Source organism: Maribacter luteus (genome assembly GCF_009674825.1).
Taxonomy (GTDB): domain Bacteria; phylum Bacteroidota; class Bacteroidia; order Flavobacteriales; family Flavobacteriaceae; genus Maribacter_A; species Maribacter_A luteus.
The window spans coordinates 477,171-502,342 of the sequence record NZ_WKJH01000001.1; the positions used below are offsets into that span (position 1 = coordinate 477,171).

The window sequence follows — 25,172 nt, forward strand, 5'->3', positions numbered from 1 at the left end:
GTTGAATTATCCCACAAATGTATGAAATCTCTTAAAATAGGTATTCAAAAACCCTTTCAGAAATCACATCGTGACAATGACCCTAAGAAATGTCTAAATTATGATCGTTATTTAAAACTGTAACGCAATCCAAACAACACATTACTTGGTGGCATTGGTGTAAAGCCAGACTCAATATATTCGGCATCAAAAATATTGCTTGCGGTTACTGAGAATTCAACTTGTTTCAATTGCAATAAAATAGAAGCATCCCAAACATTGTAAGTTTGCCCAGTAGTACGCTCGGCGTATTTGTAAACGATATTCTGACGTACATTTTTAAATAATTGCGTACTTAACCGGGTTGTAAAATGATGTTTCAACGTGTTTAATGAGTAACGGGATAATTCTTCGTTTTGGTCTAAAATATTGTCATCTAAAAAAGCATAACCAATTGCCAAGGTTTGATTGAAGTTACTTAACTTAAAATTATAAGAAGCATCAAATTCAAATCCTTTCGTATTGACCTCGGTGATGTTGGTTGCCGTAAAGGTTTCGACATCTGTATTTGGTCTTATATAATCGATAAGATTTGTGGCATCCCTATTAAAAACCGAAATACTTGCCGCAATTTTGGGTGCAACATATTTAATTCCCAATTCTTGTGCTAAAGCTTCTTCGGGTTCTAAATCCGGATTGCCAGCACTTCCTCCTCCGTTATAATACAAATCAGTATAAGTCGGAATTCTATAGGTATAACCAATATTTCCATAAACCTTAAGTTTGTTGGTAATATCAAAACCAATATCCAGACCGGGAAAGGCATTGAATTTAAAATCCGAATAATAGGTCATAGCGACCCCAGGCGTAATATCTAAACGACTGTCCGCCAATTGAAATCTATGTTCTAAAAACAAGGTGGTCATAAAACGATTACGTTGGCCTAAATTATTGCTTCGCAGATACACTTTTGACATATCGATACCAAATCCCGTAATTCCTAATTTAGAGGTATAAGCGGCATTGGCTTCAGCACCGATTTTATTTGAAATATGGAAATTCCTGAAAAAATCAGGGTCATCCCGTTGTAATAAGAACATATCTTGATTCCGTTTCCAATAGATCCGTGGTTGGATTTTCAGTTTTTCGGACATAAAAGTGGTCGTTAATGCGACTAAGCTATTTTGAGTTTCTTCATATTCATTAAAACCCCAGCTACTAGGCGTGTAGAAATTCTCGGCACCGAATTTTTTATCAAAGAAAGTCGCTATCATTTCAATAGGTTGTGCATTTTTATTGAAAACACTTTTTAAGAAATAATTTGAATTGTCGTAATCCGAATTGTTTCTATAACCTTCAGAAGTCATTTTCCCGGCATGGAAAATATGTGTTGAATTCTCTAATTCGGACCCAACGGTTACAGAACCATTAAGCTGACCAAAAGAACCGGCTTCAAGATTTGCGGTAACGGAATTATCCAAGTTGGATTTAGTAACGATATTAATAGCTCCCGTAAAAGCGTTTTGCCCAAAAACCCTGGCTGCAGGACCTTTTATAATTTCTATACGCTCAATAACTTCAAGTGGTAAGGAAGCATTCATGGTATGGTGCCCTGTTTGGGCATCGTCCATTTTAATACCATCGATTAATAAGAGTGTCTGGTCAAAACCACCACCTCTAATGAATAAATCGGCCTGACTTCCGCCAGTACCCCGTCTTCTGATATCAACACCGGCAACTTGCTGTAATAAATCCGCAATGGTAACGGCAGAACTATTTTCAATATCTGTCGCCGAAACGATATTTATGGTCCTGGAATTTTCTTTGAAAGGAAGATCAATTCGATTTGAGGTAACCACGACTTCACTTAAGGAATCAATTTTCATCATGGACTCTTCTTGTTGAGCATGTAATCGAAAGGCGCTGATCAGTAAAAATGTATATAATAAGATTGAATTTTTCATCTTCTTGTGTTTTGCAATGGTCGTTATTGCATCATTTAATTTTATTCTGCAAAAGTCGTAATTTTCCGGACGATTAAACTAGTCCAGTTTTAAAACAATGAATAGTCCGGTTAGTCAAATATTAAAACAACTTGTCACTTACGACAAAACGATTGTGCAACCTGTTTACATACAAGTGGCACAACAAGTCATAAATGCGATACAACGTGGCTACTTGGAAAAAGGCAGCAAGCTACCGGGAACCCGTGTATTAAGTCAGTTATTAAACGTTCATCGCAATACCGCTGTTGCCATTTACGATGAATTGGCCTCACAAGGTTGGGTAGACATTATCGCCAACAGAGGGACTTTTGTTTTGGTGCCAGAAGAATCCACGGTAAAAATCAAGGCACCGGCCCAACATATCCAACAGGCCTATACGTATCCGAAAGTAGCCGGTTTTCCTTTTCAACAATCATTTCATTTGGCTTCGACAACAGAAGAAACTTCTTTGAAATTTACGCTGGGCGACGGTAAACCAGATTTACGTTTGCATCCTGTGCATCAATTTTCAAGATGGTATAGTGCAGCCATGAAACGAAAACCATTAATTAATAAGTGGAATAGAACCAATGCGTTGACCCCATCGATTTTTAGTACACAACTTTGTAATTATCTCAATGCCACACGAGGGTTTCATATAAAACCAAATAATTTAGTAAATACACGTAGTACGGAAATGAGTCTGTATATAGTCTCACAATTATTAATCAAACAGGGTGATCTGGTGTTGGTTGGGCAGTTGAGCAATTATGCCGCTAACATGATTTTTCAACAAGCCGGTGCAGCGATTAGGACTATTCCCGTAGATAATGAAGGTTTGAATATAGAGTATATAAAAAAGCATTTTGTAAAAGGAAGTATTCGCTGTGTGTATGTTTGCGCCAATAGGGATTACCCTACAACAGTAACGTTGAGTGCAAAACGGCGATTACAATTATTACAATTGGCAAAGACGCATGGATTTGCGATTATCGAGGATGATCATGACCACGATTTTCAATATGAAGGATCTGCTATGTTACCCATGGCAAGTGCCGATGCCAACGGAATGGTCATTTATCTGGGTAAATTGGGGCAGTCGTTATTTCCAAGTTTTCATACAGGCTTTGTAGTAGCACCGGAAAACTTGATTTCCGAAGCTAAAAACTATTTACAATTATTGGATAAACAAGGTGATTTAATACAAGAACAAATGCTTTCCGAACTTATTTCCGAAGGAGAAATATATAGACTCAAGAAAAAAAACATCGTCACTTACAAACAACGTCGCGATAGTTTGTGCCTTTTTTTACAGGACTATTTTGAAAACATCATTACTTGGGAAATGCCCTTAGGCGGTTTGGCCATATGGTTGCAATTTATAGAAACCATATCGTTGGTGAAACTTGCCGAAGAAGCCGCGAAATTAGATTTATTCTTGCCAAAAACCATTTTATATCAAGATAAAAACACTTGTGCCATTCGTTTTGGTTTTGGGCATTTAAATGAAGAAGAAATCGAAATTGTAATCAAAAAGTTGAAAAGTGCCTATAATAAGGTCATTGGTCTTGCTTAGGAAATCCAATTTTTTCAGATTCGATTTTCCTGAGCATATCTTTTGTTATTGATTGATTTTTTTAGCGAAAGCCTTCCTTGAACAAAAAAACCTAGTTGCTTTGCATGGCAACTAGGCTTATATCCACTAGAAGAACAATCATTAATTATTCTTCTGAATCATCTTTTAATACTTCTTTTTTGTTCGATTCATCTTCTTCGACCACGGTCCCATCAACAATATCTTTTCCTTTTAAATACTCTGGCAATTGCATTCCTGCCATGTTGAACATTTCCTGGAGTGGTGGCACTGATTTATACATACCAGATATAAAATTGGCCGTAGAGCCCTTTCCATCAGACGTCTTAGCACCAGAATCCCAAACCGTAACCTTATCGATCTTAATGTTTTTAATAGCCTCTGCCTGGGTTTTAACGAGCTCAGGAAGTTTATCGGCAACCAATAATAATACTGCGTCTTTTGGATCGTTTCCAGCTGCTTTCACGATCCTATCCAGACCTTCGGCCTGTTTGGTCAAGATCTCATATAAACCTTTTGCTTCTGCTTCTGCTTTGGCAAAGATCGCATCGGCTTCACCACGGGCCTTACGACGAATCATTTCAGCTTCTGCTTCGGCATCGATCTCTACTTTTTTCTTATCTATTTCCGCAGGTACCACGATATCCGCCATTTGTGAACTACGCTCCCTTTCTGCCCTGGCAATCTCAGCATCCTTTTCAGCAGCATACGATTCTTCCAATGCTTTCGCTGCTTGAACTTTTTCCGCAGCTATTGCGGTACGTTCGGCCTCGGCCTCTCGCTGTCTCCTTAAGGAGTCGGAATTCGCAACATCTATTTTTGCAACGTTCTCTCCTTCTACGGCCTTTGCGTTCGCAGCGGCCACTTGGGTTCGTTCATCCTGTACGGCATTGGCCTCACCAATAGAACCATCCCTGTTCTTCTCAGCTACCGATTTACGGGCAGCGTTTATGGCATGGGCTGCTGCCTCTTTACCTAAAGCTTCAATATAACCCGATTCGTCAACGATATCGGTGATGTTCACGTTGATCAATTTTAGACCCACTTTCTTTAATTCGGATTCCACACTTTGTGAAATATTGGTCAAGAACTTATCCCTATCGGAATTGATTTCCTCAATATCCATAGAAGCGACCACCAAACGTAATTGCCCAAAAATTATCTCTTTCGCCAAGTCCTGTACTTCTTGCATGCCCAATCCCAATAATCGTTCTGCGGCATTTTGCATAATACCCGGTTCGGTTGAAATACCAATGGTAAATCGGGAAGGAACGTTGACACGAATGTTCTGCTTACTCAAGGCGTTGACCAAATCAACCTCTATCGAAATCGGTGTTAGATCCAAAAACTCATAATCCTGTATTACCGGCCAAATAAATGCGGCTCCACCATGTATACATTTGGCGGAATTACCCGTACCTACCTTACCATAAACCACAAGAATACGGTCAGACGGACAACGCTTATACCTTCGTATAAATGAAATAATGATGATGAAAAAGAAAAGAATTGCAAAGCCAATGGCCAGCAATGAGGCGCCTGCGCCCAATTGTAATGGTACTAATAACATTTTGGTTATTTATTTAAGAGTTGAACAATCAATATTCCGTTATCGGTAACTTCCTTGACCTTGACCACATCACCTTGATGAAGGTCTTTATCTTCTTCGGTAAGCGCATCGAGTTCCCGTAACGTTCCTTGCACGTTAATACTTACTTTACCTATGGTGGACCTTTTAGCGCCTATGGTCAGATATACCTCCCCGATTTGGTTAAGGGCATTTTTCAGCTTTAAGGTTCCGCTACTTTGCATTTTGCTTAAATAATAGAACAGCGAAGCCATGGCCAACATCATCAACAGACCACAGACTACAGAAACGATAATGATTATTGCCTTGGAATACCCGCTTTCCAAACAAGCGATACCCACCCAACCGAAAATGGTGAAGAAACCCATTAAATTCTTAAAGGACAGAAATTGGAAATCTATACCTGTATCCCCGTCGATATCCACATCAACATCTCCACTTAAATCATCCACATCACCCCCTAAAAAGGTCATGGCCATGAGGACCAATAATACAATAGAAGCACTAATAGCGACGATCCAATATATTTTTTCAAACGAAGTCAATGCGGCAAACCATTGTTCCATAATCATGATTTTAAGTTGGTATAAGAAAGGTACTGAATTTAATAAGAATAATCCTATTCATTGAGCGGAAAGTAAAACCGAGACTGCATTTCCTCCAAAACTTACGATTATCACCTGTATATTTTCATTTTTGAAATTCGATTACTTTCAACTTATATGTAGTAAGTAACGATGGTTTGTTATAGAATATTTTATCGATTATCCTTTTGTCCAAAGCATCCCCAAGAATGGTTCACCACGTACATATAACAACATCAACAGTATTTGGATCGGTAAAAGCCTCTCTCGTAGCGAACATTGTATATAAAACCCTAACTTTGGCTGAATTTGGATTCTTTATTCCATCTAAAAAAAATCACTTTATTTAGGTTTCTTTTACGAATCATTTGGTATTATATATATCTTGCGAGTATGGGAATCAATCCCCATAAAATACATGTCGTACACGCTTATAAATTCTATTTTGAAGAACCATGCCGAACTAAAGGAAAGAACGGTTTTTTTGATTATAACCTGCGTTTCACTCTTTATTCGTCTCCCCTTTTTCTTTAGGGATTATATTGACCGGGATGAAAGTACCTTTATTCTTATGGGGCAATCATGGGTAGAGGGCCATTTGCCCTACACCGAACTTTGGGATTTAAAACCCCCCATCACTTTCCTTGTTTTTGCCGCTATCATCTATGTGTTCGGAAAAAGCTTTATCGCCATTCGTTTGCTTGGCGTACTACTGGTCACCAGTACCGCATTTTTCACTTATAAGATCGGCCAAGAGGCCCATTCCAAAAAAGCAGGTTTATGGGCAGCAATCGCTACAGTGATTTTACTTTCCCTGTTCGGAAGCTTACAAGGGGTAATGTCCGAACATATTTGTATGGCCTTCTTTATGCCGGGATTATACCTCTTGATAAAGTTCAAAAAATGGGAAACGACCTTCCTTGCGGGATTACTTATGGGCATCGCCGTTATGACCAAAATGAACATTGCCTATGCCCTATTGTTCCTCGGGTTTTATATATACTATGACCATTATAAAAAACAAGGTTGGATCAAAGCCATTGGTTATGCCGGGTTATATGGTTCGGGTATCTTGCTGATCATTGCCTTGACATTATTACCTTATTATATACAAGGAAGTCACGGGTTGTGGGTGTCATCGGTCTTCGAGGCTCCTGTAGCCTATATAAGTGCACGCAGATATTCCATTCTTAAATTAGCACCTGTATATGTAGTCTTGACCGGCTTTTTTGTTTTTGCTTGGAAAAGGAAACTACTCAATTTTAAACTAATACCTGTACAATATCTACTTGTTGCCATTGTCGGGGTATTGTTCGCTTTTTATAAAGGCGGACGGATCAATGGCCATTATTTGATCCAACTTCATCCCATGCTATTGCTTTTGGTAGTTATGGCTATCAGTGAATTGGAATTTTTCAAAAGTTTTAAATGGAAGCCTTATTATCTTTTCATTCTATTATTGATACCCATGGAAACGTATTTGGAGTATATCAATATTGTCCAAAACAAATACCAACGGGATACTTTTTTCAATGGGGAAGGTATATCGGTGCCCAAATATATTCAAGAAAACCATCTAGACACCCAAAACATCCTTTTTCTGGGATACCATATAGGATATTGGGGATTGAATGCCAAACCACCCACGAAAGCGGCTACCCATCCGAGTAATATATGTCGTGACGAGCTGTTCCCTTTTCATAATAACCCAAGGGTAACTTCGATGGAAGAACTAAGGTATATCATGGAAACCCTTCAACCTAAAACAATAGTTACCCGAAAGAACAAGCGGGTATTTGATAAAAAGGAAGTTCAGCAGAATGAATATATCGATGCATATTTACTAAAGCATTATAAAGTACATGCTACTGTGGAAAACGCGGAGATTTTACAGCGCCTTTGATCACCAAATGGTTTTTGTCTTCGGTTCGAATATTGTATTCATTACATTGGATATCTCATCGTTTTCCGCTGCTGTCTAAATTCCAGTAACAAATAAGCTAAACATGCTTATCCGGTTTGGTTATTATTCCACAATTCAGGCATTTGTATTTTTTCTCCTCAAAAAAGGGGAATAGTTTGTAAAATAAGGTTTTCCGCCCATAATAGGCTTCCGATTTCCGGGCTTTGCAATTGGGGCAAACAATAGGATTACCTTCATGGTCAATAGCGTAGGCCCGAACCTCGTTATAAATTTCCAAGGCCCTTTCCTTATCCTTGGCATAAACCTGTAATTTAACCCCGCCTATGGCATGACTGATCAAGGGGTCCGAATTCAAAGTGTTTTCGTCCTTCAAAAAAACCGGTATACCCTCTGATTCCAGTTTTCCTTTCAATATTTGCACATCGGCAACAAATTCAAAAGAAGCCAGAATATAAAATCTTTCTTCCATAGGCTTAAAGATACTTTTTCAATACCAGTAATTCCTTCTTTATTTCTTCCTTCATATTTTAAGCATGTAAACAAAACCGAAAACGTTCCTTACCTGCCGGAACCATTGGGTAAAGAATGGAATGGCCGTTTAACCCAGATTGCCCAATCTTTTCCATAATGGTTTTACCCTCCTATTCCCAAAATCGACACAACATTTATTTGATGAGGCAATCGATAAGAAAACGCCCGTTAAAATAAGCAATAATATCTTGTATTGCACTAACTAAACCCACACCTTGAAGCGTTTACAAAGAGTCATGTATCAAATTTATTACCTTTAATAAAATTTCTTGCCATGGTCGTTTACAAAAGGGCTTCAGAGGAAAGTGAACTGAATCGGATTTTGGCATTGCAACAACGTAATTTATATACCAATGTTCCAAAAGAAGAACAACTCAAAGAAGGCTTTGTTACCGTTTCCCACAGCTTTGACATCTTAAAGCGAATGAATGATGTATGTCCGCATATCATTGCCAAGGATGGGGGTAAAGTAGTGGGCTATGCCTTATGCATGCACCCTGAATTTTCCAATGAAATAGAGGTCTTGAGACCTATGTTCGATATCATCGAAACAAGGATCCCTAATATCGGGAACTATATCGCCATGGGTCAGGTATGTGTGGATAAGGATTACCGTAAAAAAGGGATTTTCCGAAGCCTATACCAAACCATGCAAAATACCCTAAAATCCGAATATGAACAGATTATTACCGAGGTAGATGCCAAGAACAAACGTTCTTTACAGGCCCATTACTCGGTCGGATTCAAACTTTTAAGTACCCATATCTCGGGAGGGCAAGAATGGAAATTGATTGGTTTGGGAACCTTTTGACTTTTCACCCCACAATCCCAAAACGTTTTCCGTTCCTTTGAATACAACACTTTTTCTTACTGAAAATACAGCCAATGCCCAAGTACCGGGCAATGAAACACTTAATACAAAAATTAATAAGACTTGCACTACACAATAAATGCTATTTGATTTACGATTAGTATAAATATAAATGTTAAAAAAATACGTGCAACTCATCGAATAAATTATAACGAAATGTTAATTTTAACGTTGCAAAAAGTTATATCAAAAAGTGACATTGAAAAGAATATAGGAACCAAAGGAATTATTAAAAATAGAAAAGGATATATTACAAAAGCTGCCGATGCCAAACACTTGGAATCATTTGAAGACTTATATAATGGATTACGCCTAGACTATCCTGGAACTGAATTTTTTATTGCGGACGGAAGTTGTGGTGTGATTAGATTCACATCCAAGGAAACTAAATCTGTCGTAATCCCTTCTGGAGGTACTTATGCAATGTATGAATATCCATTTACTGCACATGGATTTAGTGCAGGGAAAAGTGGAAGGCTAGGTGCTCCTGAATGGCATTTGACAAATGAAGTAGAATTTATTGAAGGAGCTGAAATTTTTGAAGTTTTTAATGACGGCACTGAAGTTCTTGTGGCACGACTACAAAAAGTAGGTCAGAACTTACAGTTTGTAAAAATAGAATAATGGTTTTTAGATCAGGTTATTATTGTTTGTTTAAAAGCATTGAATGCAAGATGTTGAGTAAAACCAAAGGATTTTATTTAATCACAAGTAATCCTTTGGCAGAAAATTGTGACTTCAACAAAAAAGATGGGTATTATGAAAAATCAATTGGAGATAGAGAAAAATCTATTAAGTCGGCTTATATAGTTCATACAAAAGCCAAATACAAAGATTTTGTTTTCACGATTTCCCAAGATGAGGTATTAAAGGACGAACATAAAGTAAGATTGAATTTGAACACTCTTGATTTTGCCGCTTATGATTATTTTGGGTTTCCCTATCGAAAAGATGACGCCAGTATTGTTGTCCAAGAAGATGAAATCGAAGAAATATGGGAAGAAAGGACACCTTTGGCACGTTTTCCGTTCAAAGTCGATAAGATAAAATATATTAAAAAAGAGGGCAAGTTTTTGTAAGAATCGAAAAATGAAGGAATCAAGATTCATGATATTGACCATTTTATATATTGTTATAGCCGCGGTATTTACATTCAAATTTGGGCCTGATTTCATCAGAAAAATGGACGATGTAGGCATTACCTATCATTTTAAAGAAGTTTCATCGATGGAATTAACGATAAGAATGGAACATGAAGGTAAAAGTTTTGTATTGGGAAACAAGGTGTATGACTCCCTTCCTATAAAGATTGCATATGACACAACTAACAGAAAACCTAAATATATTGAAGTAGATATGCTTTTAGATTCATTAAAGATCCATTTGGCCTATGATGCACAGAACCCTTCAGAAAAGTGGGAAAGACTCATAAACATTTTAAATGCAAGAGGCCTTTTGGACAGCACAAAAGATTATAAGGTTCAATTGCCCAAAAAGCTATCTGCCGAGAAACTTAGGGGCATGAATGTGAAATTGATTCTGAACAAAGCAGGGGATTTTGATAATAGAAGCAATTTTGTCTCTATCAACGACATTCATATATATGGTGTCGATAGTAGTTTTAGGTATCTTTTCGGTAAGATAGCGGCATATTTTATAACCATAATATCAGGTTTTACCCTTTTACTAATAACGATAAACGGAGTTATCCAGTTTATTAATCATCAAATAAATGGCAATGATTATTACGTTCCTTCTTGGGCTGAAGGGATTAAGGAATTGACTCAAAGATTAACGAAAAGAAATAAGTAGAAAAAACAAATCATAACCCCCGCTAGCGCGAGGAGTTTCCTTCTGAAAATCAATTATTAATAGAAGAATTAAATAAATTAAGATAATTATGGTTTCTTTTTGGTGGAGTCCTAGATGGGCATTTTTATCGGGAGCCTTTATGCTTCTTTTGTTGCTAATAACTCAATTACAAAGGGAATTTTTATCTGATTTTCAAGTATCAAATGGAAAATTGGCAAAACATGAAATACAGGTATATCGAGGAATGGAAGATGAAAGGGTTTTGTATTTGTGGCTGAACGATACATTATCTAAACCCTATTTTTCAAAATTTAAACAACCACAGAGAAAAATAAACAGAAATATATCATTTATTAAAAAGTACGGAGTCACAATATGGCACAATGATAAAAGAGAGATCAAACAATTAAAATCAAACAAAACGATTATAGTCGATTATGATTGGTTTTGGTGGCCATCCCTTTTGTTTTATTTAGCGCCCAGTTGGCTACATTTCGGTATTTTTTTAATAGTCAAAAAAGAATCTATAAATATTAATTCGTATACCGATATGTGGAATTATACTATGGGAAATCACGATATAATATTAATCTCAAGTCGCAAAAAATATAGGTCAGGCGGTTTACTTCCGTTTTTGTTATTTAGCCCAATGTTCAGATCAACAAAAAACAGAAAATCAATTTTCGATTCCTTAATTATTTCTTGGCGTCAATTCTTTAATATCTGTAATGTACATGCAATGAACCCAGAGGTAAGGCGATGGATGAATCAACAAACAAAGGGTAAAGAATTTATTGATGGATTTGACTTCTATAGAAATTTAATCAAGACCGAATTGCCATCTTATAAATTAGTTGAAACAACCGAATCAATATTTAAGTTTATTTCATTACGCATCGATTCTGGTCGAGAACATTATGAGGATTTTGGAAAATTATTTCGTCAAGAATTTCCGAATGAATATTATAAAATGTTAGAGCAACTTAATAAATTAAGGTAGTTTAAGTCGATACTGTTATGGCATGTATCCCCCCCGCTGGCACGAGCGTCACGCTCGTGCAATAGAGAAAGAGCCCATAAATTATGTATAATGATTGATTGGAAGTATTAAAAAAAGAATAAATGAGTAACAAAAATAAAATACAATCCTAACCCAGTAGTATGAAAAGCAACTACCTATATCATCCTATTCCTTTGGTGTGGCCTTCTTAGTGCCAACGCTATAAAACCGTATGAATAGTCGCTTTAAGATCATAATATTTCCCCTGCCAGGTATCTTTGGCCTTTAGTTTTTGGTCGATCCTATCCAATATTTCCTGTTTCCGGATACCTCCCCATTTTGGGGCAACCAACAACTCTTTCGGGGCCTCACTTATAAAGCGTTCCAACACGATATCGGGTCGTAAATGCCCTATAAATTCCGTAACAAAATCTATATATGTTTCTAAGGTAAATAGATCGAAATTTTCTGGGTTCCGGGTATACTGCACTGCCATTACGGAGTTACTTACAATTTGTAAATGATGTATTTTCAAGGTATCAATGGGTAATTTGGACAATTCCACAGCATGCTGTATTAAATCGTTTTTGGATTCCCCGGGCAATCCCATGATGATATGCGCCCCTAAATGAAACCCCTTGTCCTTGCACTTTTCAAAGGTTGCTATCGTATCACTAAAGGTATGGCACCGATTAATATCCAAAAGTGTTTTTTCATTGGTACTTTCCACCCCAAAATCCAGCGAAATAAAATAATCCTTCGATAATTCTTCCAAATAGGCTATAACCTCATCCGCTATACAATCCGGGCGCGTACCGATAACCAAACCGACCACGTTGGGAACACTTAAGGCCTCTTGGTACATCGCTTTAAGGGATTCCAAATCGGAATAGGTGTTCGTGTAGGCCTGGAAATATGCGAGGAATTTCTTGTTCTTACCGCGTTTGGCAAAAAACTCGATCCCTTCCTGCAACTGTGCGGCAATACTTTTTTGGGGTTCGCAATAATCGGGATTAAAGGTATTGTTGTTGCAATAGGTACAACCGCCATATCCCTTGGAACCATCCCGGTTAGGACAGGAAAAACCAACATCCAAAGAGATTTTCTGCACCCGTTCCCCAAAATGCAACTTTATAAAAGAATTATAATCGTTATATCGCTTTCCTATAAAATCCATTCAGAATAGCTTGAGTTACTTCCTAATGAAGATTCATTCCTTTTCCCATGTTTATCCACCCACGGAAAACTATACTATAAAAAAAGCCCTGACAGAATGGTCAGGGCTTTTTAAAATCGTTATTCATATTCAATCCGCTAAAACAATGACCTTATTGTCTTTCATTTCAACAGTACCGCTGCTAATGGCCAAGACCGTCTTGCCCTTGGCATCTTGCGTGAATTTATTTTGATATTCCTCCGCTATGGTAATAGTACCATCTACAACAACATTACCTTGTTGTAACAATGAAACTACAGGGGCGTGATCTTTCAACATTTGAAATTCCCCATTAATACCCGGGACCGTAACAGAATTTACTTCTCCCGCAAATAAAGTAGCTTCTGGGGATACAATTTCTAAATACATAGTTTTTCGATATTCAGCATTCAGCATTCAGTATTCAGTAGCTCAATGCAGACTGCACACCTATTACTGCTTACAAATTTATGCTTCAGCCAACATTTTCTCACCAGCTTCGATAGCTTCTTCGATCGTACCTTTAAGGTTAAAGGCAGATTCTGGCAAGTGATCCAATTCACCATCCATAATCATATTAAAGCCTTTAATGGTTTCCTTGATATCTACCAAAACACCTGGGATACCGGTAAACTGCTCCGCAACATGGAAAGGTTGTGAAAGGAAACGTTGTACACGTCTTGCCCTACCAACAGCCAATTTATCTTCCTCGGACAGTTCTTCCATACCTAAGATGGCGATAATATCCTGAAGTTCTTTATAGTGTTGCAATAACTCTTTTACCCTTTGAGCACAGGCATAATGATCCTTACCTAAAATCTCAGCGGTCAAAATCCTAGATGTGGAATCCAATGGATCCACTGCAGGATAAATACCCAACTCAGCAATTTTACGTGAAAGTACCGTAGTTGCATCCAAGTGGGCAAATGTTGTGGCCGGTGCTGGATCCGTTAAATCATCCGCAGGTACGTAAACCGCCTGTACTGAAGTAATAGAACCTCTTTTTGTTGATGTAATACGTTCTTGCATGGCACCCATTTCAGTTGCCAATGTAGGTTGGTAACCCACGGCAGATGGCATACGACCCAATAGTGCAGATACTTCTGAACCCGCTTGCGTAAAACGGAAAATATTATCAACGAAGAACAAAACGTCCTTTCCTTGACCTTCCCCTGCCCCATCACGGAAATATTCAGCAATGGTCAATCCTGAAAGCGCCACTCTAGCACGTGCTCCAGGAGGTTCGTTCATTTGTCCGAAAACGAAGGTAGCTTTAGACTCCTTCATAGCTTTCTTATCTACTTTTGATAAATCCCATCCGCCTTCTTCCATAGAGTGCAAAAAGTCATCACCATATTTAATAATACCTGATTCCAACATTTCACGAAGCAAGTCGTTTCCTTCACGGGTACGTTCCCCTACCCCTGCGAAAACTGAAAGTCCACCATGACCTTTAGCGATGTTATTGATCAATTCCTGGATTAATACGGTTTTCCCTACACCTGCACCACCGAACAATCCAATCTTACCCCCTTTTGCATAAGGTTCGATCAAATCAATTACTTTAATACCTGTAAAAAGCACTTCCGTAGAAGTAGAAAGATCTTCGAATTTTGGTGCTTCACGGTGAATTGGCAAACCATCATTTCCGGTTTTAGGTAAATTACCGATACCGTCGATAGCGTCACCGATTACGTTGAACAAACGTCCGTAAATATCATCACCTACCGGCATTTGAATTGCGCTCCCTGTAGCGACAACCTCAACTCCACGGCTTAAACCATCGGTAGAATCCATAGAAATGGTCCTAACTGTGTTTTCTCCAATATGGGATTGTACCTCCAAAACCAAAATCGAACCATCTTTGTTAATGATTTCAAGTGAATCATAGATTTTTGGCAGTTCTGATTCAGACTGAAATTCAACATCTACAACTGGCCCAATGATCTGGGAAACTTTACCTGTAATTTTCGACATTACTAACGTATTTATGTTTTTGATTTCTAGACCTTACAGGTCTCTATTTCTTGCACTAAAGGCTGCAAAGATATGTTTTTCAATTTTAAATTGAAATGCTTTTCTCGCCTTTTTTCAAAAAGCGAAAAGACGCCTGTTTAAGCGCCTTTATCACTAGTTAACTTGTTTTATTCTAATTGTTTATCGTCCATGACAGATAAAATTGGGAACCGATATAACCTGTACCCACAGCAGTGACATACTCCTCACCCAAAAGGTTCGAAGCACCCAATTTAAACGTAGATTTAATACTTGGAACGGTATAATTTACCTGTGCATCCAACACACTGAACGAAGGAATATCCCCTGTTGCAAATGAATTTTCCCATAAATAAGTATCCGTCCATCTATAGTTTACGTTAAAACCAAAGTTCTCAAAAAGTTCAGTGTTCCCGAAAGAGGCCTTAACCTTGTGCTTCGGGGTATTGAACTGTGGTTGAAAGTCGGGATCGGACGTTTCATCAAAATCGAAATCGGAAAACGTATAGTTAACACCAAAATCGAAATTACCGAATACTTGGGCTTCTATTCCCGCAGTAACCCCATAAGAAGATATATCGGCCAATGAATTGGTATATACATTAAAAGGTTGATAATCGCCATTCTGAAGTGCCAATAATGACAATCCGCCATCACCTGCCTCACCATATTTAGGGGCCAATACAATTTTTTGGGAGATAAAATCTTGATAATCATTGTAATAACCACTAATATCAATGACCACTTGTCCCAATTGGCCCCTATACCCTAGTTCCAATGCCGTAACTTTTTCCGGTTTTACCAAAGGGGTGTTCACCGCCTCGGGAGCACCTTGTTCTACAGAAGTGGCAGAATATGCGTTCTCATATGCATCCCTACCTGTCATAGTAACCATACCAGACCCCACAATGGCCTCTCCATTAGTCGATAGGGGCACATCAACCACATAACGATCCAAATTGTCTTCTGCCGAGCCCACCAATAATGCACGACCGGCATTCAGCCCTATATAAAGATCTTGGGTAGTCGGATTTCTAAAACCAGTTTGGAAGGATCCCCTAAAATTATGGTTTCTATTTTCCCCGACCGTATAAGTCAATGAGGCCCTAGGGGAAACAAATCCGTCAAAAAGTTCATTTTTATCATATCGCACCGAACCGGTGAACTTGATACGGTCATCCATGAATTTTTTCTGGAGCTGCGTATAGATTCCAAATTCATGATATGGGATAGCCCCATCAGTATCGGTAAAAATTGTTCCTTGTGAATTCAATTCATACTCCCTAAAAGAACCCCCGATTTGAATATCGGCAAAGTTTTCCGTTATATGGCTAAAATTGTAATTAGCATCTACATGACGTAGTTTGGTGTTGTCTATAAACCTTGCACCAGTTGTTAAATCCCCATCTGCGATTACAGAATTAAAGACTCTTTCGAATTCAGGGGTTCCAGGAATCAATCTTCCCGTATCGGCAGCGGCCCTTGCGGCTGCATGTGCAGTAGCATCATCAAGCTGAACACCAGTACCTACACCGAGTTTTGCACCGATAAAAGTTGTCGCATAATCCGTGAACCACTCGGTATCGCCTTTCCATTGTCTATTGACATTTATACCTGCAAACCTTGTGTCATAAGAGTTACCGGCATTTTCAGCTGTAATATACCCCCTTACGAAAAAGTTGTTGTTCTTAAATTCCAATTTGTGCTGCTGTAAAGAAAATCCATCTATATAATAGCGGTTAGCACCTTGGTATATCGTAGAACCACGACCTACCCTACCATTATAGATAATCTCAAAATCGGTAGCGAAAGGTCTGTAATGAATCGCTCCATCAAATTTAACACTCTGGGCGTCGTAACTGTTCAAATCGCGTTCGGCATAACCCGTTCTCGAAACCAAAGCCGAGCCTACAGTACCGGATGGAAGTCCTGCCAAGGTATCAAAGTTCAAAACCGTAGAAACCTCATCACCATAAATGTTCAAACCATCATAAGCTGGATCAGCCCTTGTAAAACCCGGATTGGTCAAATCTTCCTCACTTACGGCATACCAGTCGGTGCCTTCCATTAAAGAAAAACTCGCCTTAACCGCCAATTTATCACTAAAGGCATGTGCCGCACGAATACCGATATCATAATATTCGTTATCACCAGCAGTTTCTTGGGAGGTTATACCTGTTTTCAAATATGTACTTATTCCTTGAAAATCGAAGGGATTCTTACTACGCATGAAGAGAATACCATTAAAAGCATTTGCACCATAAAGAGCAGAAGAAGCACCAGGCAATATCTCTACACTTTGCACATCAAGATCGTTCATACCTACTAGATTACCAAGAACGAAATTCAACGCTGGGGAGGAATTATCCATACCGTCTACCAATTGCATAAAACGCGTATTGGCGAAACTTGCGAAACCACGGGTATTTATGGATTGGAAAGTTAAACTGTTCGTATTGACATCTACTCCCTTTAAATTTTCCAATCCACCATAAAATGATGCCGAAGCGGTATTTTGAATTTCCTTTAAACCAAAACGTTCTACCGAAACAGGGGATTCGAACAGTCGTTCCGGAGTCCTTGAAGCAGAAATAACGATTTCATCGAGCATGGTGTGTGCCTCATCAAGAACAATTGTGATTTTTTCATTATTAGAAGTCACATCAGCTGTAGTATCGGTATATCCGATACTTGAAATTTTTAATTTGAAAGGGGGAGTTTCAGAAGTTTTTAAAGTAAAATTACCGTCAAAATCCGATACTGCTCCTACTGCCTTGCCGACAATAATCACATTAGCCCCTGGAATAGGTTCATTGTTATGGTCAACAACATTACCTGAAACCGTTGTTTGGGCAAACCCAAAGGCGCCCAACATCATTAAGGATAAAAAAAGTATCGCTCTCATTATTGTATAAGTTAAATTAGTTTGTCGCCAATATACAGTTTTTTTCATATTGAAAAATGAAAATACCATAAAATTATGCATGCATAGTAGTTTTTTTCTAAGAATATCACCTGATTATTGCGTAATATGCAAATAATGACCAAAAAAGGCCATGATTTACATCATGGCCTTTTTTGTATTTTCGAGATAATTCTTGTTATTCCACCGTTACCGATTTTGCTAAATTCCGTGGTTGATCTACATTACAACCCCTCATTACCGCAATATGGTAAGACAGTAATTGCAGAGGAATGGTTGTTAATAATGGCGTTAAACTTTCAAAGGTTTCAGGTACTTCGATAACATGGTCGGCCAATTCCCTAACTTGTGTGTCCCCTTGGGTAACAATTGCAATGATTTTCCCTTTTCTAGATTTTATTTCTTGGATATTGCTCACTACTTTTTCGTAATGTCCCTTATTGGTAGCAATGACAATGACTGGCATTTGCTCGTCTATCAAAGCAATCGGACCATGCTTCATCTCCGCAGCTGGGTAACCTTCGGCATGGATATAACTGATTTCCTTTAATTTCAAGGCCCCTTCCAAAGCAACCGGGAAATTATACCCTCTACCCAAATACAGGCAATTAGTTGAATCTTTATAAACATCGGCAATAATCTCTACCAATGGATTGGCTTCTAGGGCTTTTTCTACTTTGGCAGGAATCGTTTCCAGCTCAGTTAAATACTCGTGGAACCTAGAAGTTGAAAAATGACCTTTCTCCTTGGCCAATTTCAAGGCCAATAAAGTCAAAACGGTTATTTGTGTGGTAAATGCTTTTGTTGAAGCAACCCCGATTTCCGGTCCTGCGTGGGTATATGCACCGGCATGGGTTTCCCTTGCTATGGATGAACCTACAACATTACACACCCCAAACACGAAAGCTCCTTTTTCCTTGGCCAATTTTATTGCCGCCAAGGTATCGGCAGTTTCCCCGGATTGGGATATGGCTATCAGAACATCGTTTTCGGTAATTACAGGATTCCTATATCTAAATTCGGATGCATATTCAACTTCGACCGGTATACGGGCCAAATCCTCAAATATATATTCAGCTACCAACCCTGCGTGCCATGATGTACCACAGGCAACGATTATAATTCTATTGGCATTAAGGATTTTTTCTAAATGTTGATCAACACCGGCCATTTTTATTAAACTTTGGCCCGCTAACAAACGTCCTCGATAGGTATCCATAATGGCCCTAGGTTGCTCATATATCTCTTTAAGCATAAAATGATCATAGCCCCCTTTTTCAATTTCCTCCAAATTCATCTGAAGTTCCAAAATATTGGGGTACGCTATAGCATCATCCTTTATTTTTCTTAATTTTATTTCTTTGCCTAACCGAATAATGGCCATCTCCTCATCTTCAAGGTAAACGGCATTATTAGTGAACTCAATGAAAGGTGAGGCATCAGAAGCGATGAAAAATTCATTCTCACCAATTCCTATGGCCAAAGGACTACCTAGCTTGGCTACAACGATCTCATCAGGTTTCTTCCTGTCAAAAACAGCAATGGCATAAGCCCCAACAGCTTGATTAAGCGCTATTTGAACAGCTTTTCCCAACTTGGCCCCTTCACTTTTCTGAACTTCTTCAATAAGGTTCACCAACACTTCGGTATCGGTGTCTGAAGTAAACACATACCCCCTATTGATCAATTCCTTTTTCAGTGATTCGTAATTTTCTATGATTCCGTTATGTATAATCACCAAATCCCCGGAATTGGAATAATGTGGATGGGAATTCACATCATTGGGAATACCATGGGTGGCCCATCGGGTATGACCAATACCTAAAGTTCCTTCCAAAGAAATAGTAGCTTCCGATTTTTGTTTTAAATCCTCAACCTTGCCTTTGGTTTTTGAAAGATTGATATCATTCCCGTCGAACAACGCGATTCCCGCACTATCATAACCGCGGTATTCCAAACGTTGAAGTCCTTTCACTATAATCGGATAGGCATCCCTATGTCCAATATAACCTACAATTCCGCACATAATATATTATTTCGTTAAATGGCTTTAAAAAGTATTCAAACAAATATAATTTTAAGATCTAAAAATACTTGTTATGTTAGATGTAAAACGCTAAAAATCTGCAAGTGGTATAATACCATCGCTTTATAACATTCCAAACCTTGAATATGGGGGAAGATTTTTTCGCTAATTATCCGTTTCTGTATAGAAAATTTCCAGTTTCAATTTCTTGTCACCGTTGCCATCGGTAGCACCGTGGAGAACTGTTCCTAACGGACTCAAGGTAGAAACGGCAGGTATTTCTATTTCACTACCATCTTCGAACATCGCATTACTGAATACATTCAACACATCAATATCAATGGATGGTGTACTCGTAAGCCCTAGAGTAGCATTGTCTTCATCACGAACAATCAGATCATTGATGAAATCGGTTATTCTAATCGTATATTTTTCACCTGTACCATCTGAAGATTTTTCAATAACCCCATCATAATTAAGGTAAGCTCCAAAAAGTGCCAAAGATTCAAAATCATTCAACTCAGTGAAAGTGTTTATCAGTGATGTTTGTTCATCCAGATTATGTAAATATAATCGGGCCGGTTCTATGATACCACCTTGTGAACCAATAGCCTCTTGATCAACGTAAAAAACCAGATTGGCCTCGTTTATAATCCAATTATTACTTTTAATTTGATCTATTATCGCTTGGGCCTCAGCTTCGACCTCAGCAAATAACTTTAATTCCGTATAAGTTCCTGCACCACCTTTTACATAGATTCGTTCCGCATTTTCGCCAGTATCAAGAACATCGGAAATATTTACGGGATAGGTTTCGTTTTGAAAGGTATTGACGGAATTTCCTGCTGTATTCAAATTTGCCAAACTAAAAACAAATTCCCCTTGTTCCTCATATACCTCATCATCAGAAGTATCATCCGAAGTACTATTGGTATCTACCTTATTATAATGATAATACATGGTAACAGAAGCCGAACTTAAATCCAACATCAACATTACATCTTGCGAAATCGACTCAACAGATAGGTGTATTCCCCTAATGAACTCATTGAAATTTGCTTGACTCAAAAGTTCTGTCCCCCCTTCTTTATCCAAAATGTTCTCTTGAAAAAAGGTATTGTCCAAAGGCACACGAATTCCTGGATCTAACCTAGTGAATATTTCGGACTCATCATCATCGGTATCTTCATCATCCTCTTGAAGCAATAAAAATTGCTCATCATCTATTTCATATTCCCCTTCATAAAGTACATCTGAGACAAAATTAGGCGAGAATTGTTGTGATGAAAAATACTCCTGAGCCTCTTGAAAATCGGCTTCAGGGTCTAAATCCCTTAAAAAGTAAGTTGACCTTTCCACTTTGAACCTAAAGGATGTTTCAACATCCCTATCATACATTCCGCCATTAACATAGATACTGTCTATATCTACCTTTTTCGCGTAATTGTTCAACAAAGTGGAATCATCATCTGCATCATTGACACCATCTCCGTCAGAATCGGGATTAAGTGGATCCGTTCCTCCTGAACTTTCTTGAATATCGGTCAATCCATCCCCATCCGTATCACTAGCAGAATCTTCTGGATCAATATCAAAGACATCCAATACCCCATCATTGTCTGAATCACCTTGAGGATTTTTCAAATATGGAATATATAGGTAAACGGAATCAATAACCTCCATTTCAGGAATAGTACTTACAAGATCATCAGTATCGGAATTATCCTCGGTTACTTGGGAATATGTGCCAAAAGAAGGATTGGCCCGTGATAACACCAATTGGGACGTTATACATGCTTCGGTCTTTCCATATATGACATCATCGTATGTTCCCAACTGATAAATGGGCAACCTATTTGCCTTTACAGCACTGACCTTCTTATTATATGCAAACACATCAAATTCCGCCTTATCGGTAGTAAAAGCCTGACCCCCAATTACCTCTGAACCAATGGTTGTAATTTCATCTTCACAGGAAACCCCTGCAAAAACAATTAAAATACCCAAAAGCATGGGGAATTCAATTCGCTTAAGAAAACTCATTTAGATTATTTTAAAACTTCAGTGGTATAGAACTTGGCATATGCTTCTTCAAAACCTTGTAAAGGAACATAGGACAACACGGGTTTTTCTAGGTTGGATATATGGCTTTGCAATTCTTCCGGAATTTCTTCTGCCGCTAAAATAACAGCATCGGAATAATCTACCGCCACTTTTAACAAATTATTATAATTCGGTGTTTTTAGGGCTTCTATACTGTCTTCTGACACACCGTCAAAAGCGATTTTATGGATCATGTCCTTATCAAGTTCCCCTTCAAAACCTTGTCCGTATACCGAAGTAACGATTTTACTTTCACCAAATAAAGGTTCATCGGCATAGTATTTTTTCAGATATAGGGGTAAAAGGGAAGCCATCCACCCATGTACATGTATGATATCTGGAGACCAGTTTAATTTTTTAACGGTTTCAACAACACCTTTGGCAAAGAAAATGGCCCTTTGGTCATTATCCTCAAAAAGGTTGCCATCGGCATCGGTAAAAGTAGCCTTTCGCTTAAAATATTCTTCGTTATCAATAAAATATACTTGAATACGTTCTTTAGGGATAGAGGCTACCTTAATGATCAATGGCATATCCATATCATTGATTACCAAATTCATTCCCGAAAGACGTATAACCTCATGTAGTTGATGCCTACGTTCATTGATGTTACCATATCGTGGCATAAAAATCCTAATCTGACCACCATTACTGTTGACCATTCTTGGTGTTTCGTATGACATTAAGGAAACTTCGTTCTCTGGAAGGTAGGGGACTAACTCTGAAGATACAAACAATATCTTTTTACCATTCATAAAAGCAATATTTTATTTATCTTGAAAAGATTGCTGCAAAATTACAAAAATTATGCAGATTAGCAGTATTTATAGTAAGTTTGCTCCCTTTTTAAATGTAAACCATGCTGTTGATCAAATCCAGGAAACAATTAAAAGACCACCTTTCCCCGTTGAAAAAAAACGGTAGTCTGGGCCTTGTGCCAACGATGGGAGCCCTACATATAGGACATGCCTCATTGGTAGAACGCGCGGTTAAGGAGAATTCATCCGTGGTCGTGAGCATCTTTGTCAACCCCACCCAATTCAACAACACCGAAGATCTTGACAATTATCCACAGACCTTAACTGCCGATATTGAAATTCTTGAAAAAATATCCGATCAAATTATTGTCTTTGCCCCGAACATTCAAGAAATGTACACCGAAAAGGTCGTATCGGACACCTATGATTTTGATGGACTTGACAAGGTGATGGAAGGTGCTTTTAGGGAAGGGCATTTCAATGGCGTTGGAACAATCGTTGAGGCCTTGTTGAATTTAGTACAACCGAACAAAGCATATTTTGGGGAGAAAGATTACCAACAACTACAGATTATCAGGAAACTTGCCGAAATACGTAATATACCCGTAGAAATTATTGGCTGCCCTATTGTCAGGGAGGCCAACGGTTTAGCCTTTAGTTCAAGAAACGAAAGATTATCCAAAAAAATAAGGAATGAAGCTTCCTTTATTTATAAAACCCTGATTACTGCCAAAAAGAAATTTGGCACGAAAAGTGCTACACATGTAATAGAATGGGCAAGCCAACAGTTTAAAGAACATCCGGATTTAGAGCTCGAATATATTCAAATTGCCCAAGCAGATACTTTAGAACCGATTATAAATAAACATCAAGATAAAAAATATAGGGCGTTTATTGCCGTTTATGCAGAAGGAGTTCGACTCATAGACAACATAGCGCTGAATTAATTAACTTTGTGCCATGCAAATAGAAGTAGTAAAATCTAAAATACACCGAGTAAAAGTTACAGGTGCAGACCTTAACTATATCGGTAGTATTACCATAGATGAGGATTTGATGGATGCTGCAAACATTATCCAAGGCGAAAAAGTGCAGATCGTGAACAACAATAACGGGGAGCGATTGGAAACTTATGCCATTCCCGGACCAAGAGGTAGTGGTGAACTTACCTTGAACGGTGCAGCTGCACGTAAAGTTGCCGTTGGTGACGTATTGATATTGATAACATATGGCCAAATGGATATCGAAGAGGCCAAAAAATTTAAACCGGCTTTGGTTTTTCCAAATGAAGCGACGAACCTCTTAAACTGATTATTTGGCGACATCGATTAAAAAGTCCTTAAAAACCATACTCCCAATTGCCTTGGGAGTTTTTTTGGTTTGGTACTGGTATAATTCTACGTCTGAATCGGATAGGGAACAGATCATATACCACATTACCAACGCCGATTTGTTTTGGGTAAGCATGTCGATAATACTAGGCATCATAGCTTATCTGGCAAGGGCCATTCGATGGAATTACCTGTTAAGGCCTTTAGGTTACCAACCAAAATTAAGCAACAACCTTCTGATTATCCTAATTTCCTATTTTGCCAATTTGGGCATCCCTAGGTCAGGTGAGATTTTGCGGGCCACGGCATTGACCACTTATGAGGGCGTTCCTTTTGAAAAAGGATTCGGAACCATAGTTACCGAAAGGGTCATAGATTTGATCATGCTCTTAACCATAATAACCACTACACTTTTTCTTCAAACAGAGATAATCCTCGGGTTTTTACAGGACAAAGGTGTTGATTTCAATAAAATCCTATTATTACTCGCTATTGGTTTAGTGGCAGCAATATTCTTTTTCCTATTCATAAAAAAATCTACCCACGGTTTTGCTTTGAAAATCAAAAAATTCGTCAAAGGCTTACTAGATGGGGTGTTGAGTATTTTTAAAATGAAGAACAAATGGTCTTTCGTGTTTTACACGATTGTTATCTGGGCCTGTTATATAGGTATGTTCGTCGTTATTAAAAATACAGTTGCGGAAACCGTTGAATTGACCATAAGCCAGCTTTTGGTTGCCTTTGTAGCTGGGGCTTTTGCCATCACCACAACGAATGGTGGTGTAGGCTTGTACCCAATAGCCGTAAGCAAGGCATTGGCCATTTTCGGTATCTCTAAAGTGTCGGGAGACGCCTTTGGTTGGATCATGTGGATTTCCCAAACCATTGTTGTAGTGGTTTTCGGGGCAATATCTTTTCTGGTATTGCCGTTATTGAACAGAAACCGGTAACATCATAAGTTACCCAAAAGCTG

General features: G+C 38.3%; 21 protein-coding genes. 10 read left to right on the plus strand and 11 right to left on the minus strand.

Annotated elements, in window-relative coordinates:
• Positions 1-107: 107 nt before the first annotated feature.
• Positions 108-1,943 (minus strand): TonB-dependent receptor plug domain-containing protein, encoded by a 1,836-nt coding sequence (locus GJ691_RS01970; RefSeq protein WP_154363210.1) that lies wholly within the window; start codon positions 1,941-1,943, stop codon positions 108-110.
• A gap of 97 nt (positions 1,944-2,040) precedes the next feature.
• On the opposite strand from GJ691_RS01970, the gene GJ691_RS01975 reads away from it, so the two are divergent.
• Positions 2,041-3,540, plus strand: coding sequence for an aminotransferase-like domain-containing protein (locus tag GJ691_RS01975; protein ID WP_154363212.1), 1,500 nt, complete (start codon positions 2,041-2,043; stop codon positions 3,538-3,540).
• 145 nt (positions 3,541-3,685) lie between these two features.
• On the opposite strand, the gene GJ691_RS01980 is transcribed toward GJ691_RS01975, so the two are convergent.
• Both GJ691_RS01980 and GJ691_RS01985 read right to left on the minus strand, forming a co-directional pair.
• On the minus strand, positions 3,686-5,128 hold the full coding sequence (locus tag GJ691_RS01980; RefSeq protein WP_154363214.1) for a flotillin family protein: 1,443 nt from the start codon (positions 5,126-5,128) through the stop codon (positions 3,686-3,688).
• Between the two features lie 5 nt (positions 5,129-5,133).
• Entirely contained in the window at positions 5,134-5,712 is a 579-nt protein-coding gene (locus GJ691_RS01985) for a hypothetical protein (protein ID WP_154363216.1), read from the minus strand.
• A 436-nt stretch (positions 5,713-6,148) separates the two neighbouring features.
• Between GJ691_RS01985 and GJ691_RS01990 the strand changes: the two genes are divergently transcribed.
• Positions 6,149-7,633 (plus strand): ArnT family glycosyltransferase, encoded by a 1,485-nt coding sequence (locus GJ691_RS01990; protein ID WP_154363218.1) that lies wholly within the window; start codon positions 6,149-6,151, stop codon positions 7,631-7,633.
• A 97-nt stretch (positions 7,634-7,730) separates the two neighbouring features.
• On the opposite strand, the gene GJ691_RS01995 is transcribed toward GJ691_RS01990, so the two are convergent.
• The gene (locus GJ691_RS01995) at positions 7,731-8,123 is read right to left on the minus strand and encodes a putative signal transducing protein (RefSeq protein WP_154363220.1); all 393 of its coding nucleotides are present in this window, start codon (positions 8,121-8,123) and stop codon (positions 7,731-7,733) included.
• Positions 8,124-8,459: 336 nt separating this feature from the next.
• On the opposite strand from GJ691_RS01995, the gene GJ691_RS02000 reads away from it, so the two are divergent.
• From GJ691_RS02000 to GJ691_RS02020, 5 genes are all read left to right on the plus strand, one after another.
• Positions 8,460-8,996 carry a GNAT family N-acetyltransferase gene (locus tag GJ691_RS02000; RefSeq protein WP_154363222.1) on the plus strand — a complete coding sequence of 179 codons (537 nt, stop codon included), beginning with the start codon at positions 8,460-8,462 and terminating at the stop codon, positions 8,994-8,996.
• 216 nt (positions 8,997-9,212) lie between these two features.
• Positions 9,213-9,680 (plus strand): hypothetical protein, encoded by a 468-nt coding sequence (locus GJ691_RS02005; RefSeq protein WP_154363224.1) that lies wholly within the window; start codon positions 9,213-9,215, stop codon positions 9,678-9,680.
• A gap of 50 nt (positions 9,681-9,730) precedes the next feature.
• Entirely contained in the window at positions 9,731-10,135 is a 405-nt protein-coding gene (locus GJ691_RS02010) for a hypothetical protein (RefSeq protein ID WP_154363226.1), read from the plus strand.
• 10 nt (positions 10,136-10,145) lie between these two features.
• Positions 10,146-10,868 carry a hypothetical protein gene (locus GJ691_RS02015; protein WP_154363228.1) on the plus strand — a complete coding sequence of 241 codons (723 nt, stop codon included), beginning with the start codon at positions 10,146-10,148 and terminating at the stop codon, positions 10,866-10,868.
• A gap of 88 nt (positions 10,869-10,956) precedes the next feature.
• Positions 10,957-11,868 (plus strand): hypothetical protein, encoded by a 912-nt coding sequence (locus GJ691_RS02020; RefSeq protein WP_154363230.1) that lies wholly within the window; start codon positions 10,957-10,959, stop codon positions 11,866-11,868.
• A 220-nt stretch (positions 11,869-12,088) separates the two neighbouring features.
• Here GJ691_RS02020 and mnmL read toward each other — a convergent pair whose 3' ends face one another.
• The 7 genes from mnmL to GJ691_RS02055 form a co-directional block, all read right to left on the minus strand.
• Complete coding sequence (gene mnmL, locus GJ691_RS02025) at positions 12,089-13,045, minus strand: tRNA modification radical SAM protein MnmL/YtqA (protein ID WP_154363232.1); 957 nt, start codon at positions 13,043-13,045, stop codon at positions 12,089-12,091.
• 129 nt (positions 13,046-13,174) lie between these two features.
• Positions 13,175-13,453 carry a F0F1 ATP synthase subunit delta/epsilon gene (locus GJ691_RS02030; RefSeq protein ID WP_154363235.1) on the minus strand — a complete coding sequence of 93 codons (279 nt, stop codon included), beginning with the start codon at positions 13,451-13,453 and terminating at the stop codon, positions 13,175-13,177.
• 78 nt (positions 13,454-13,531) lie between these two features.
• A complete protein-coding gene (atpD, locus tag GJ691_RS02035) occupies positions 13,532-15,040 on the minus strand; it encodes a F0F1 ATP synthase subunit beta (protein WP_154363238.1) in 1,509 nt (502 codons plus the stop codon).
• Between the two features lie 172 nt (positions 15,041-15,212).
• Positions 15,213-17,963, minus strand: coding sequence for a TonB-dependent receptor (locus tag GJ691_RS02040; protein WP_179955001.1), 2,751 nt, complete (start codon positions 17,961-17,963; stop codon positions 15,213-15,215).
• 196 nt (positions 17,964-18,159) lie between these two features.
• Positions 18,160-20,007, minus strand: coding sequence for a glutamine--fructose-6-phosphate transaminase (isomerizing) (gene glmS, locus GJ691_RS02045; protein WP_154363240.1), 1,848 nt, complete (start codon positions 20,005-20,007; stop codon positions 18,160-18,162).
• Positions 20,008-20,172: 165 nt separating this feature from the next.
• On the minus strand, positions 20,173-22,050 hold the full coding sequence (locus GJ691_RS02050) for a DUF4270 domain-containing protein (RefSeq protein WP_154363242.1): 1,878 nt from the start codon (positions 22,048-22,050) through the stop codon (positions 20,173-20,175).
• 5 nt (positions 22,051-22,055) lie between these two features.
• Positions 22,056-22,865: a glycogen/starch synthase gene (locus tag GJ691_RS02055; RefSeq protein ID WP_154363244.1), complete on the minus strand. Its 810-nt coding sequence runs from the start codon at positions 22,863-22,865 to the stop codon at positions 22,056-22,058.
• Between the two features lie 104 nt (positions 22,866-22,969).
• On the opposite strand from GJ691_RS02055, the gene panC reads away from it, so the two are divergent.
• Genes panC through GJ691_RS02070 form a run of 3 tightly spaced genes read left to right on the plus strand, consistent with a single transcriptional unit; the run spans position 22,970 to position 25,149 of the window.
• On the plus strand, positions 22,970-23,815 hold the full coding sequence (gene panC / locus GJ691_RS02060) for a pantoate--beta-alanine ligase (protein WP_154363246.1): 846 nt from the start codon (positions 22,970-22,972) through the stop codon (positions 23,813-23,815).
• Positions 23,816-23,828: 13 nt separating this feature from the next.
• Positions 23,829-24,179 carry an aspartate 1-decarboxylase gene (gene panD, locus GJ691_RS02065; RefSeq protein ID WP_154363248.1) on the plus strand — a complete coding sequence of 117 codons (351 nt, stop codon included), beginning with the start codon at positions 23,829-23,831 and terminating at the stop codon, positions 24,177-24,179.
• A gap of 4 nt (positions 24,180-24,183) precedes the next feature.
• Entirely contained in the window at positions 24,184-25,149 is a 966-nt protein-coding gene (locus GJ691_RS02070; protein WP_154363249.1) for a lysylphosphatidylglycerol synthase transmembrane domain-containing protein, read from the plus strand.
• The last annotated feature ends 23 nt before the right edge of the window (positions 25,150-25,172 follow it).